This is a genomic window from Kitasatospora sp. NPDC088264 (assembly GCF_040685715.1).
In the GTDB taxonomy this organism is placed as follows: domain Bacteria; phylum Actinomycetota; class Actinomycetes; order Streptomycetales; family Streptomycetaceae; genus Kitasatospora.
The window spans coordinates 65896-78721 of record NZ_JBFBIR010000029.1 but is presented as its reverse complement, the minus strand read 5'-3'; the positions used below and the strand labels follow the sequence as shown (position 1 = coordinate 78721).

At 72.7% G+C, this 12826-nt stretch carries 10 protein-coding genes and 1 pseudogene; 1 reads left to right on the top strand and 10 read right to left on the bottom strand.

Annotation, left to right across the window (positions count from 1 at the left end; translation table 11 throughout):
- Positions 1–45: 45 nt before the first annotated feature.
- From rlmN to rpsB, 6 genes are all read right to left on the bottom strand, one after another.
- Positions 46–1146 (bottom strand): 23S rRNA (adenine(2503)-C(2))-methyltransferase RlmN, encoded by a 1101-nt coding sequence (gene rlmN, locus AB0O82_RS22615; protein ID WP_363585749.1) that lies wholly within the window; start codon positions 1144–1146, stop codon positions 46–48.
- A 133-nt stretch (positions 1147–1279) separates the two neighbouring features.
- A complete protein-coding gene (locus AB0O82_RS22610) occupies positions 1280–2464 on the bottom strand; it encodes a phosphatidate cytidylyltransferase (protein ID WP_363585764.1) in 1185 nt (394 codons plus the stop codon).
- A gap of 293 nt (positions 2465–2757) precedes the next feature.
- Entirely contained in the window at positions 2758–3315 is a 558-nt protein-coding gene (gene frr / locus AB0O82_RS22605; RefSeq protein WP_063347665.1) for a ribosome recycling factor, read from the bottom strand.
- Positions 3316–3413: 98 nt separating this feature from the next.
- Positions 3414–4178, bottom strand: coding sequence for a UMP kinase (pyrH, locus tag AB0O82_RS22600; protein WP_030056790.1), 765 nt, complete (start codon positions 4176–4178; stop codon positions 3414–3416).
- A 261-nt stretch (positions 4179–4439) separates the two neighbouring features.
- Positions 4440–5279, bottom strand: a complete 840-nt coding sequence (tsf, locus tag AB0O82_RS22595; RefSeq protein ID WP_363585748.1) for a translation elongation factor Ts — start codon at positions 5277–5279, stop codon at positions 4440–4442.
- A gap of 129 nt (positions 5280–5408) precedes the next feature.
- Complete coding sequence (gene rpsB / locus AB0O82_RS22590) at positions 5409–6326, bottom strand: 30S ribosomal protein S2 (RefSeq protein WP_363585747.1); 918 nt, start codon at positions 6324–6326, stop codon at positions 5409–5411.
- A 685-nt stretch (positions 6327–7011) separates the two neighbouring features.
- On the opposite strand from rpsB, the gene AB0O82_RS22585 reads away from it, so the two are divergent.
- Complete coding sequence (locus AB0O82_RS22585) at positions 7012–7587, top strand: M23 family metallopeptidase (protein ID WP_363585746.1); 576 nt, start codon at positions 7012–7014, stop codon at positions 7585–7587.
- Positions 7588–7635: 48 nt separating this feature from the next.
- Here AB0O82_RS22585 and AB0O82_RS22580 read toward each other — a convergent pair whose 3' ends face one another.
- The 4 genes and pseudogenes from AB0O82_RS22580 to AB0O82_RS22565 form a co-directional block, all read right to left on the bottom strand.
- Positions 7636–8220, bottom strand: a complete 585-nt coding sequence (locus tag AB0O82_RS22580; protein WP_363585763.1) for a helix-turn-helix domain-containing protein — start codon at positions 8218–8220, stop codon at positions 7636–7638.
- Between the two features lie 272 nt (positions 8221–8492).
- Positions 8493–9443 (bottom strand): RNA polymerase sigma factor WhiG, encoded by a 951-nt coding sequence (whiG, locus tag AB0O82_RS22575; RefSeq protein ID WP_363585745.1) that lies wholly within the window; start codon positions 9441–9443, stop codon positions 8493–8495.
- Positions 9444–9781: 338 nt separating this feature from the next.
- Positions 9782–10948 carry a DNA-processing protein DprA gene (dprA, locus tag AB0O82_RS22570; protein WP_363585744.1) on the bottom strand — a complete coding sequence of 389 codons (1167 nt, stop codon included), beginning with the start codon at positions 10946–10948 and terminating at the stop codon, positions 9782–9784.
- 284 nt (positions 10949–11232) lie between these two features.
- A pseudogene (locus AB0O82_RS22565) lies at positions 11233–12825 on the bottom strand (YifB family Mg chelatase-like AAA ATPase); the annotation flags it as partial.
- Position 12826: the final 1 nt, after the last annotated feature.

The window sequence follows — 12826 nt, the reverse complement described above, 5'->3', positions numbered from 1 at the left end:
CTTCCCAGCCTGCGGTGATTGCCCGGCCTGCGGTGACCCGCCGGCTCAGCCCGCCGCGGCGAGCTGGCCGCAGGCGCCGTCGATCTCCTGGCCACGGGTGTCGCGGACGGTCGTCGGCACCCCGTGCGACTGGAGCCGGCGGACGAACTCGCGCTCGTCCTCGGGCCGGGAGGCGGTCCACTTGGAGCCCGGCGTCGGGTTCAGCGGGATCAGGTTGACGTGCACCCGGTGGTTCTTGATCAGCCGGCCGAGCAGGTCCGCCCGCCACGCCTGGTCGTTGATGTCCTTGATCAGCGCGTACTCGATGGAGATCCGCCGGCCGGACTTCTCCGCGTAGTTCCACGCGGCGTCCAGCACCTCGGCAACCTTCCAGCGGGTGTTCACCGGCACCAGCTCGTCGCGCAGCTCGTCGTCCGGGGCGTGCAGCGACAGCGCCAGGCGGCAGCTGAGGCCCTCGTCGGCCAGCCGGTTCATCGCCGGGACCAGGCCGACGGTGGAGACCGTGACACCACGCTGGGACAGGCCGAAACCGTCCGGCGCCGGGTCGGTCAGCCGGCGGATCGCGGCCAGCACCCGGTTGTAGTTGGCCAGCGGCTCGCCCATGCCCATGAAGACCACGTTCGACAGCCGCGCCTCGCCGCCGGGGATCTCGCCGGCCTTGAGCGCGCGCATCCCGGCGGCGATCTGCTCGACGATCTCGGCGGTGGACAGGTTGCGGGTCAGCCCGGCCTGGCCGGTCGCGCAGAAGGGGCAGTTCATGCCGCAGCCCGCCTGCGAGCTGATGCACATGGTGACCCGGTCCGGGTAGCGCATCAGCACCGACTCGACGAGCGTGCCGTCGAAGAGCTTCCAGAGCGTCTTGCGGGTGCTGTCGTCGTCGCAGGACACGTGCCGCACGACCGACATCAGCTCCGGCAGCAGGCTCCCGGTGAGCTTCTCCCGGCTGGCGGCGGGGATGTCCGTCCAGCCCGCCGGGTCGTTCGACATCCGGCCGAAGTAGTGGTTGGAGAGCTGCTTGGCGCGGAACGGCTGCTCGCCCAGCTCGGCGACGGCCTCCTTGCGCTCGGCGGGGCTCAGGTCGGCGAGGTGTCGCGGGGGCTTGGCGCCGCGCGGCGCGACAAAGGTGAGTTCTCCGGGCTTAGGCATGGTTCATCCAGTGTCGCAGACGCCGGGAGCGGGCCGGGACGTGCGAGGGCCCCGGACGCGCAGACGTCCGGGGCCCTTCCGCCGCTCGCGGCCGGAGGCCGGGGCGAGGACCTGTCCGAGGGCCGGACAGGCCCTAACTGCCGACGAAGGCCGCCAGCAGCAGCCAGACCACCGGGGCGGTCGGCAGGAGCGAGTCCAGCCGGTCCATGATGCCGCCGTGGCCGGGCAGCAGCGTGCCCATGTCCTTGATGCCGAGGTCGCGCTTGATCATCGACTCGCCCAGGTCGCCCAGGGTCGCGGTGACCGCCGCGCAGCCGCCCAGGATCAGGCCCTGCCACCAGCTGCCGCCGTCGATGATCAGCTCCATCAGCACGGCGCCCGCCAGCATCGACAGGCCGATGCCGCCGGCCAGGCCCTCACGGGTCTTGCCGGGGCTGATCGTCGGGGCGAGCTTGGTCTTGCCGAACTTGTAGCCCACCGCGTAGGCGCCCGTGTCGCTGCAGATCGTGACGATCAGGAACAGCACGATCCGCTGCGGGCCGTCGTCGGCCGCCAGCATCAACGCCACGAAGGTGGCCAGGAACGGCACGTAGAAGGCGGTGAACACCCCGGCCGTTATGTCCCGCAGGTAGTCCTCCGGCGGCTCGGCCATCCGCCAGACCATCACCGCCAGCCCGGTCAGCGCGAGCGAGGCCGCGGCCCACTGCACCCCGGCCCAGTAGCCGGTGGCGATCATGGCGATGCCGCCCGCGACCAGCGGCACCAGCGGCGCCTTGATCTGCTTGCGCTCGGCGAGCCGACTGGTCAGCTCCCAGACGCCGACCGACACCGCGGCCATCACGACGAACAGGAACAGCGCCTTCACCACGAACAGCGAGGCGATGATCACCGCACCGAGACCGACCCCCACGCCTATCGCGGCCTGGAGGTTACGGCCACCGCGCTGCTTGCGCGGCTGCGGCTGCGGGGCGGACTGGGCGGCCACGGGTGTCTCCTGCCCTGGATGGGACGACGGCACGAAGTGGGGCTGCCCGGCCGCCGGGTAACTCGACGGCGGCGCGGGAGGCACCGAGGCCCCGGGGCGCGGCGGGGCGCCGCGGCCGGGGGTGGCGTCATCGGTTATCGCGCGCAGCACGACCGTCTCCGTCACGCCCGGCGCCGCCGCCTCGGACCGGTCGTCCCGGAACAGTGGGCCGCTCAGCCGACCGGCCTCCCGGGACTGACCGGCGGCGGGGTCACCCGGCCGGCCGGAGCCCGCCGACGGGCCCTGGTCCGGCACGCCGGGGAACGGGCCGGGGCCCGCCGGTACGGGAGGCATGACCTGAGTCTCCTCCGCGTCGCCGCCCCAGTACACCGGAGGCTGCTGCGAGTGATCCGAACGGTGGCCGGGGTCACCCGGCGCGCCGCCCGGCGCACCCGGGTGGGCGGCCCCGCCGCCCGGGTGACCGGGGTAGCCCTGGGCCTGCGGCGGCGCCGGGTACTCGCCGTACCCCGGCGCCGGGTGCGCCTGCTGCAGAGGAGCCTGCGGCCGGGGCTGCGGCGCCGGGCGGTAGGGCTGGAACTGCTGGTCGGACGGGCCCCAGTAGCCAGGGGCGTCAGGGGCGTCGTTCATCAGACTTCGAGCAGCTCGGCTTCCTTGTGCTTCAGCAGCTCGTCGACGGCGGCCACGTACTTGGCCGTGGTGTCGTCGAGCTCCTTCTCGGCGCGGCGGCCGTCGTCCTCGCCGACCTCGCCGTCCTTGACCAGCTTGTCGATGGCGTCCTTGGCCTTGCGGCGCACCGCGCGGATCGAGACCTTCGCGTCCTCGCCCTTGCCCCGGGCCACCTTGATGAACTCCCGGCGGCGCTCCTCGGTCAGCTCGGGCAGCACCACCCGGATGAGGGAACCGTCGTTGGACGGGTTGACGCCCAGGTCGGAGTCGCGGATCGCCTGCTCGATCGCCTTCAGCGCGGTCTTGTCGAACGGCGAGACGACCGCCATCCGGGGCTCCGGCACCGAGAACGAGGCCAGCTGGTTGATCGGCGTCACGGTGCCGTAGTACTCGGCGACGATCTTGGCGAACATCGCCGGGTGGGCACGGCCGGTGCGGATGGCGGCGAAGTCGTCCTTGGCGACGGCGACGGCCTTCTCCATCTTCTCCTCGGCTTCGAGGAGGGTCTCTTCGATCACTGTGATCTCCCTGTCCGGTTCATCTGCGATTGTCCCGACCGGTGTCGGCGTCGAGGCCGGTCACGGCGACGGCGCCGTCCCGTACGGCTGATTGCTGCTCAGGCCCGGACAGAATCCTGGCTGATGAGTGTGCCGATCTTCTCACTCTTCACCGCGCGCGCGATATTGCCCTCCGCCAGCAGCTCGAAGACCAGCATCGGGAGGTTGTTGTCCTTGCACAGCGTGATCGCGGTGAGGTCGGCGACCTTGAGGTCGCGCGCGATGACCTCGGAGTACTCCAGCGCGTCGAACTTCACCGCGTCCGGGTTGGTCCGGGGGTCCGAGTCGTAGACGCCGTCCACGCCGTTCTTGCCCATCAGCAGGACGTCGGCGTGGATCTCCAGGGCCCGCTGGACGGCGGTGGTGTCGGTCGAGAAGTACGGCATGCCCATACCGGCGCCGAAGATCACCACACGGCCCTTCTCCAGGTGCCGGACGGCCCGCAGCGGCAGGTACGGCTCAGCGACCTGGCCCATGGTGATCGCGGTCTGGACCCGGGTCTCGATGCCTTCCTTGACCAGGAAGTCCTGCAGCGCCAGGCAGTTCATCACGGTGCCGAGCATGCCCATGTAGTCGGAGCGCGCCCGGTCCATGCCGCGGACCTGCAGCTCGGCGCCCCGGAAGAAGTTGCCGCCGCCGATGACCACCGCGACCTCGGTACCGGCACGGACGACGGTGGCGATCTCCCGGGCGATCGCGTGCACGACGTCCGGGTCGACGCCGAGTCCGCCACCACCGGCAAAGGCTTCACCGGACAGCTTGAGCAGCACCCGGCGGCGCGAGCCGGCCTTGGGGTCCTGCGCGGTCTCCTGCGTCTCCTGCATGGACTTCTCCTTTTTGCACCTACTGGCTCACAGGCGCGGGTGTGCGGATGCCCGGCCTGCGCGTACGCGAGAGGAGGCCACTGCCGCGGGAACCGGTTCGGTGTCCTGCACGGCAATGGCCTCCTCGTCGTTCATGGTGCCGACGCGGCCCGCCCGTGGACGGTTGGCACTGGGTGAGCCCGTTCGGCGTTCCGCCCGCCCCGGTCAACGGGCGGGGGCGGTTCCCAGCGTAAGGGCGCCGGGGACCAGGTGGAACGTGGCTCAGGCGCCGACGCGGAAGCGGGCGAAGCGCTTGAGGGCGACGCCGTTCTCCTCGAGGACCTTGGCGACGGTCTTCTTGTTGTCCTTCGCGAAGGCCTGCTCCAGGACGGAGTTCTCCTTGACGAAGCCGGTGACGCGACCCTCGACGATCTTCGGCAGGGCGGCCTCGGGCTTGCCCTCCTCGCGCGCGGTGGCCTCGGCGACGCGACGCTCGTTCTCGAGGTCCTCGGCCGGGATCTCCGCGCGGGACAGGAACTTCGGCGCGAACGCGGCGATGTGCTGCGCGACGTCCTTCGCGACCTCGGCGTTCTCCTTGTCCAGCTCGACCAGGACGCCGACGGCCGGCGGCAGGTCGGGGCTGGTCTTGTGCAGGTAGACCGCGACGAAGCCGTCACCGTCGAACTGGGCGAAGCGACGGAAGACGATCTTCTCGCCCAGGGTCGCGTTGGCCTCGTCGACGAACTGCTGGACGGTCTTGCCGGCCTCGATCTCGGACGCCAGGGCGGCGTCCAGGTCGGCCGGGGCGGTCTTGGCCACGTGAGCGGCGATCGCGTCGGCGACCTTGACGAAGTTGTCACCCTTGGCGACGAAGTCGGTCTCGCAGTTCAGCTCGACCAGAACGCCGGACTTCTTGTCCTCGGCGATCAGCGCGGCGACGGCGCCGTTGGAGGCGTCACGGCCCTCGCGCTTGGCAACGCCCTTCTGGCCCTTGATGCGCAGGAACTCGACGGCCTTCTCGACGTTGCCCTCGGCCTCGTCCAGGGCCTTCTTGCAGTCCATCATGCCGGCGCCGGTGAGCTCACGGAGCTTCTTGACGTCCGCGGCGGTGAAGTTCGCCATGGTGTGAATCTCTTCTCGCGTCTCGCGTGTCTGCGTGGGGAGACGCCGGGACCGATGGTTCGGTCCCGGCGCGGGAGAGAGGGGCACCTACCGGTGTCGTACCGGCGGGTGCCCCTCACCCTTGGTACGTCAGGCCTGCTCGGCCGGCGCCTCGGTGGCCGCAGCCTCGGTGGCCGCTGCCTCGGTGGCGGGGGCCTCGACGGCCGAAGCCTCGGCGGCGGGGGCCTCAGCGGCCGGAGCCTCGGCGGCGGCGGGGGCCTCCTCGGCCTTCTTCTCGCCCTCGATGAGGTCCTTCTCCCAGTCGGCCAGCGGCTGGTCGGCGCCCGGCTCGGCCTTGACGTCGCCCTTGGCGACACCGGCGCGGGCCTTCAGACCCTCGGCCACGGCGTCGGCGATCACGCGGGTCAGCAGGGTGACGGAGCGGATCGCGTCGTCGTTGCCCGGGATCTTGTAGTCGACCTCGTCGGGGTCACAGTTGGTGTCGAGGATGGCGACGACCGGGATGTTGAGCTTCCGGGCCTCGCCGACCGCGATGTGCTCCTTCTTGGTGTCCACGATCCACACGGCGCTGGGAACGCGCTGCATGTCACGGATACCGCCGAGGGTCTTCTCCAGCTTGTCGTGCTCGCGCTGGAGGACCAGGAGCTCCTTCTTGGTGAGGCCGGAACCGGCCACGTCCGAGAAGTCCAGCTCGCCGAGCTCCTTCAGGCGCTGCAGGCGCTTGTAGACGGTCGAGAAGTTGGTCAGCATGCCGCCGAGCCAGCGCTGGTTCACGTAGGGCATGCCCACGCGGGTGGCCTGCTCGGCGATGGCCTCCTGGGCCTGCTTCTTCGTGCCGACGAAGAGGACGCTGCCGCCGTGGGCAACGGTCTCCTTGATGAACTCGAAGGCGCGGTCGATGTAGTTCAGCGACTGCAGGAGGTCGATGATGTAGATGCCGTTGCGCTCCGTGATGATGAAGCGCTTCATCTTCGGGTTCCAACGGCGGGTCTGGTGACCGAAGTGGACGCCGCTCTCCAGCAGCTCCCGCATCGTGACGACGGCCATAGCCGTGCTCCTCAGGTGTTACGGCCCGGCGGTCGCGCAACGGACGGCGGGTTCGCGCGGTGGCGCTCCCCGCTCGCGCGGTGCGTCCGGCCGGGTCAGGCTCGGTTTGTCCGTGGCAGCCAGGTGACAGCCACGCCTGACGCCCCGAACGTGCCGAGCCGCTTGAACCCACACGGTCCGGGGACCAGGCGGGCTCGGCGGACCGAGCGGCACTCGCACCTGGCGGGGGCAGCGGCCGGGCCGCGTCCGTCCACCGGTGGCGGGGCGTGCGAAGTCGACCCGGCGGACCGGGTCGCGTGTGAAGTGTACGGGAAGCGCTGCGGGGCGGGCGACTCCGCGACCGGCGGGGGCCCTGGGCGGGCGGATCAGCGCTGGCGGGAGCTGGGCGGAGGCGGGCCGGAGACGGACCGGAGGCGGGCCGGCCGGGCCCTGGGAGCGCCGCTGCTGCGGTGCTTGTACACCGGATGGCGGCATCCGTACACCCGCTGGAGGGACGGGATCCGGCCACGAGGGCGGTTTGTCCACAGGAGTCCGGAAGTGGGTGGCACCGGGGCGGCGGCGCAGCAAGCCTCGGGGCATGACTGCTCGCGCTGGGTACCCGGTTCTGTCCGCCGTCGGTCCGGCCCGCTTGGGGCCGGACCGGTTGGGGCCGCGCTCGTTTGGTGTGCTGCGGGGGGTGGTCGCCGTGCTGGTGACACTGGTGCTGCTGGTCTCGGGCGGCGCGGCGCGGGGCGCCGCTCTCAGTGGGGGTGTCGGCTCAGGTCCGGGCGGGGGTGCCGGAGGTGCTGGCGGGGGCGGCGAGACCGGCCGGACCGGTTCGGGCGGTGCGCGGGCCTGGCCGGTGGGCGGGCCCGGCGGGGTGCTCGGGCGATTCGAACCACCGGCCGCGCCGTGGGCCGCCGGACACCGGGGAGTGGACCTCGCCGCCGCACCCGGGGCGGAGGTACGGGCGGCTGCCGCCGGGGTGGTCACCTTCTCCGGGCTGGTGGCGGGGCGCCCGGTGGTGACCGTCACCCACCCCGGCTCGGGGTCACCCCCCTTGCGGACCACCTACCTGCCCGTCGCCGGCACCGCCCCGGTCGGCACCGAGGTACCCGCCGGACAGGTGATCGGGCGGCTCGCCCCCGACGGGCGGCACTGCCCAGCGCGGCACTGCCTGCACTGGGGGCTGCTGCGCGGCGGACGCTACCTCGACCCGCTGGCCCTGTTCGGCGCGGGAGCGGCGCGGCTGCTGCCGCTGGGCGGCGCTGGGCGCACCTGATGAATCAGCTGAACCGGATGAACCAGACGAACCGGGCCGAATGGCGGTTCAGGCCCGGTCGAGGCCGTGCAGGGCCATGGCCACCGCGGCGTCCGCGATCAGCTCGGGGCGCTCGGCCGCACACCCGGCGCGGCCCCCCGCCGACACTTGCTCGGCCCGGCGCACGGCCGCCTCCACGACCCCTTGGAGCAGCGCCGCAGCGAGCCGGGGCTGCGCGTGACCGAGATCCTCCAGGGCCCGGACGACCAGGCCGACCAGCTTGCCGTGCGCCGCCCGGATGCGCTCGCGCGCGGCCTCGTCGAGTTCGAGCGCGGAGATCGCCACCACCGCCCGGTGGCGCGGGTCCGCGGCCAACGCCAGCTGGCCGCGGACATACGCCTCGATCCGGTCGGCCGCGCTGTCACAGCTCTCCATCCCGGCCTCGATCTCGGCCGCCCAGAGCGGGAAGTCCACCTCGCAGAGCGCCTCGACCACGGCGGCCCGGGAGCGGAAGTACTCGTAGACCGAGGAGCGCGCCAGGGAGGTGCGCGCAGCGAGCGCGGGGAAGGTCAGCGCCTCCATGCCGCCCTCCGTGAGCAGGGTGCGGGCAGCGTCAAGGAGGGCTGCGCGCTGCAGCTGGCGATGCTCGGCCACCGTGGCCGCTCGGATCTTCGGCACGCTCCCACTGTACGGAGCCCTACCTTCGGCCGGTACGGCGCCGCGCATCTGGCCGGGGAGCGAGGGCGCGCAGGCGCGCGGCGAGGCGTGCGAGTGGGCGCGCAACCCGGGGTCCGGCCCGGAGTAACGGCCCAGGGTTCCGGCCAGGCAGGTGCGGACCGGGCACGCGGCCGGGCGGGTGCGGACCGGCGGCGTGGTCGGGGTCGCGACCCGGAGGTCGGCCGGGCCGGGACGGGCCCCGGCCCTCGCTACCGGATGTCCGACAGCTTGGCGCGCAGTTGGAGGACGGACTTGGTGTGGATCTGGCTCACCCTGCTCTCCGTCACCCCCAGCACCTGGCCGATCTCGGCGAGGGTGAGGCCCTCGTAGTAGTAGAGCGTCACCACGGTCTTCTCCCGCTCGGGGAGAGTGTTGACCGCATGGGCCAGCAGCCTGCGCAGCTCGCGGTCCTCGGCCACCTCGACCGGGTTGTCGGCACCGTGGTCCACCAGGGTGTCCATCAGGCTCAGCCGGTCGCCGCCCTCCCCCACCGGGTGCAGCAGTTCGTCCAAGGCCACCACGTTGGCCAGGGACAGCTGGCTGAAGATCGCGTGCAGATCCTCGATCGCGATGCCCATCTCGGCCGCGACCTCGGGCTCGTGCGGCGTACGGCGCAGCCGGGCCTCCAGCGTCGCGTACGTCCGCTCGACGGCCTTCGCCTTCTGTCGCACCGAGCGCGGGATCCAGTCCAGGGCACGCAGTTCGTCGATGATCGCGCCGCGGATCCGGCTGATCGCGTAGGTCTCGAACTTGATCGCGCGGTCGACGTCGAACTTCTCGATCGCGTCGATCAGCCCGAAGACCCCCGAGGAGACGAAGTCGGCCTGCTCGACGTTGGAGGGCAGGCCGACCCCGACCCGCCCCGCCACGTACTTGACGAGCGGTGAGTAGTGCAGGATCAGCTGCTCGCGCAGCCGCTGGTCGCCGGTCTCCTTGTAGGAGCGCCAGAGCTCTTCGAGCGCGGTGCGCCCCTGGGCTCCGGGGCCCTGACCGCTCGGCCCCTGCTCCGGGCCTGGCGGGGGGGTGCCGTCCGGTGGCAGGGCACCGGCAGCGATCGGGCGGGCTGCGCCGTCGCCGGTGGCGGCGGCGGCGGCGACCGCGTCGGCGGGCTGGCCCGGCACCGCCGTCGGCCGGCCGCCCTGGCGCGACAGGCCCCCCATCGTCCCCGTCGCCTTGGGCGGGAACTCAGTCACGGGGCGCCGCTCGGTCCGCGGCCCTCCCGAGGACCGGGCGCCACCGGTCACTCTGTGTCCGGGAATGTGTGTGGGCATGCGTTGGTCTGCGCCGTTCTGCCGAGTCATGTGCTGATAGGGAAGGCATGTGGAGCGTAGCGTGACCGACTCGCTGCAATGCGCTACCGCCACTCGGTCGTCCCCCGATCCGGTGGCGTTCGCGCCACCGGATCGGGGCACGCGAACGGACGAACCGGAGCAGCAGGTCAGCCAGGCGATTCCGACACTCCCTCCCCACGGCACGGATGTGCGCTTCGTTCCGACCGTCACCTCCTCCGCACCAGGCGCCAGTGCGCGCCGTGCCGCTCGACGTAACCGAGCGAGCCCAACTCGTAGAGCCGCTGCAGTACTTCGTCCGGAGGGAGTCCGGACTGTCGGGCCAACCGCTCGATCGGCGCGCCCTCCGCCGTCGCCGGGACGGCCTCCAGCACCCGGGCCACCGCCGGCTCCAGCAGATCCCTGGGCAGGACCGGGCCGCTGCGCTGCGGCGCCAGGTCGTCCCCGATCGCCCCGATCAGTTCGGCGATCTCGGCGGAGTCGGTGACCAGCGTGGCGCCGCCGCTGCGGATCAGGGCGTGCACCCCGGCCGAGAGTTCCGAGGTCACCGGGCCGGCGACGCCCATGGTGTGGCGGTTGAGGTCCCGCGCCCGTCTGGCCGTGCTCAGCGCGCCGCTGCGCATCGCCGCCTCGACCACCACCGTGCCCCGGGTGAGCGCCGCGATGACCCGGTTGCGGAGCACGAAGCGGAAGCGGTTCGGGTGCTCCCCGGGCGGGAGTTCGCTGACCAGCAGCCCCTGGGCGCCGATCCGCCGGATCAGTTCGGCGTTCCCCTTCGGGTAGGCCACGTCGACCCCGCAGGCGAGCACCGCGATGGTCATCCCGCCGACGGAGAGCGCCCCTCGGTGGGCGGCCGCGTCGATCCCGTAGGCGGCTCCGGACACCACGACCCAACCTCGCTCGGCCAGTTGGGCCGACAGTTCCCCAGCGACGTGGGCGCCGTAGGCCGTGCAGGCCCGGGAGCCGACCATCGCCACCGAGCGGAGCGCGAGTAGCCGCAGCGAACCCGTGCCGGTCGTCCAGAGCCCGATCGGGCGCCCGTCGCCCAGATCGTCCAGTTGGCTGGGCCATTCCGTGTCCCCCGGAATGATGAAGCGTCCACCGACGGCTCGTACCCGTTCCAGGTCCTCGGCCGGGTCCAGACCGGGGAGTCTCGCCTGGTAGCCGGCCAGCCGGGGGCCGTCCAGCCCAGGGTGCGCGGGCACCGTCCCGTCGCGGATCGCCCGGACGACGTCGGCTGCGGAGAGCTGACCGAGCCACCGGCCGACCACCGCGTCCCCGGGCTCGCTCAGCCGGCTGAGTACGGCGCGGGCGAGGCGCTCCGGTTCGGGACCGGACTCGGGCTCTGCCCGGCCGGGAGGCTGAAGGTGCGTCATCATCGGGTTCATGCCTCACCGCCCTCGTTCGCCGGATGCTGGTCGCGTTTCCCGGACCGCTTGGCGGAGCCGGACCGGATGGATCGGCCAGGGGCATCGGGGCGGTCCGACGGACCAGGACTCTCCGGGCCAGGACTCTCCGGGCCAGGACTCTCCGGGCCAGGGCAGTCGGGACGATCGGGCTTCTCGAACCGGCCCGACCGGCTCTGCCCTTCGGGCGGCTCGTCGACCGGCCCGCTGCGCTGGGCCGGGATGCCACCGAGTCGGCCGTAGACCCGCTCGACCAGCGGCAGCCCCTGCTCGACGCCGGTACGCAGGACCAGTGCGGTGCGGACGTCCCGCTGGTCCGGCCGGTCGCGACCGGCGAGGTCGGCGACCGTCCAGGCGACCCGGAGCACCCGGTCCAGGCCGCGGGCGGTCAGCACCCCTCGCTCCAACTGGCGGGCGACATCGTTCAGTGCGCCGGGGGCGAGCTGCCAGCGGGTCCGCAGTTCGTGGCCCGGGACTTCCGCGTTGGTCCGCCACGGGGTGGCCGCCAGCCGGGCCGCCGCCCGTTCCCGCGCGGCCAGCACCCGGGCCGCGACGGTCTCGGTGTTCTCCGCCGTGGCGTCCCGTTCCATGAGTTCGATCCTCGTCACCGGGGCGACCTGGACCTGGAGGTCGACCCGGTCCAGCAGCGGCCCTGAGAGCCGCCCCTGGTAGCGGCTGACCATCGTAGGAGTGCACTCGCAGCCCTCACCCCGCCGTGAATGCCGACCGCACGGGCAGGGGTTGGCGGCCAGACAGAGGAGGAACCTGGCCGGGAGCCGGAGTGAGCCGGCCGAGCGGGCGATCACCACCTCGCCCGACTCCAGCGGCTGGCGCAGTGAGTCGAGCACCCGGACCGGAAACTCCGGCGCCTCGTCCAGGAACAGCACGCCCCGGTGGGCCAGCGAGACCGCCCCCGGTCTCGGCAGGCCGCTGCCGCCGCCGACGATCGCCGGCATCGTCGTGGAGTGGTGCGGGGCGCAGTACGGCGCCGTGTCGATGAGCGGGCGCCCTGCCGGGAGCAGCCCGGCCACCGAGTGCACGGCGGTGACCTCCAGAGCCTCCTTCTGGGTCAGTGGCGGGAGCAGCGAGGGCAGCCGCTCCGCCAGCATCGTCTTGCCCGCGCCCGGTGGGCCCTTGAGGTACAGGTGGTGACCTCCGGCGGCGGCGATCTCCAGGGCGCGCCGGGCCTCGTACTGTCCGGCCACGTCGGCCAGGTCGAGGCGCGCCGACTTGTCGTCGGACAGTCCCCGGACGCCGGCGCTGGGCAGCATCAGGCCGGCCATCAGCGGATCCGGCCGGCCGCCGATCGGGTCGGGCGGCTCCTCCGGCGCGGGCGCGCCGGTCAGGACGGCGATCAGCTGCCGCAGGCTGCGGACGCCGATCACGGTCACGCCCGGGACAAGCGAGGCCTCGGGCGCGGTCTGCTCCGCGACCACGACCCGCTGGTATCCCGCGTCGGCTGCGGCCAGCACAGACGGCAGCACCCCGCGGACCGGCCGCACCCGGCCGTCCAGCCCCAGTTCGCCGATGATCAGCAGCTCGGCGATGGAGGAAGGGTCGAGCCGCTCGGCCGCGGCCAGGACGGCACAGGCCACCGCGAGGTCGAAGCCACTGCCGCTCTTGGGCACCGAGGCCGGGCTGAGCCCGACGGTCAGTTTGCGCTGCGGCCAGGCCTCACCGCTGTTGACCACGGCCGCGCGCACCCGGTCGCGGGCCTCGGACAGCGCCTTGTCGGGCAGGCCGACCAGGGTGAACGCGGCCACCCCGGGCTCCAGGTCGGCCTGGACCTCGACGATCACTCCGTCGACGCCGACCAGCGCGACGGAACAGGTACGGGCGAAGGCCATC

What these genes read in the sequence shown, in the direction of transcription:
- AB0O82_RS22610 (WP_363585764.1), bottom strand. Translation starts at nt 2,464, where the DNA reads ATGCCTCCCGTACCGGCGGGCCCCGGCCCGTTCCCCGGCGTGCCGGAC.
- dprA (WP_363585744.1), bottom strand. Translation starts at nt 10,948, where the DNA reads ATGACGCACCTTCAGCCTCCCGGCCGGGCAGAGCCCGAGTCCGGTCCC.
- tsf (WP_363585748.1), bottom strand. Translation starts at nt 5,279, where the DNA reads ATGGCGAACTTCACCGCCGCGGACGTCAAGAAGCTCCGTGAGCTCACC.
- pyrH (WP_030056790.1), bottom strand. Translation starts at nt 4,178, where the DNA reads ATGCAGGAGACGCAGGAGACCGCGCAGGACCCCAAGGCCGGCTCGCGC.
- rpsB (WP_363585747.1), bottom strand. Translation starts at nt 6,326, where the DNA reads ATGGCCGTCGTCACGATGCGGGAGCTGCTGGAGAGCGGCGTCCACTTC.
- whiG (WP_363585745.1), bottom strand. Translation starts at nt 9,443, where the DNA reads ATGGGGGGCCTGTCGCGCCAGGGCGGCCGGCCGACGGCGGTGCCGGGC.
- rlmN (WP_363585749.1), bottom strand. Translation starts at nt 1,146, where the DNA reads ATGCCTAAGCCCGGAGAACTCACCTTTGTCGCGCCGCGCGGCGCCAAG.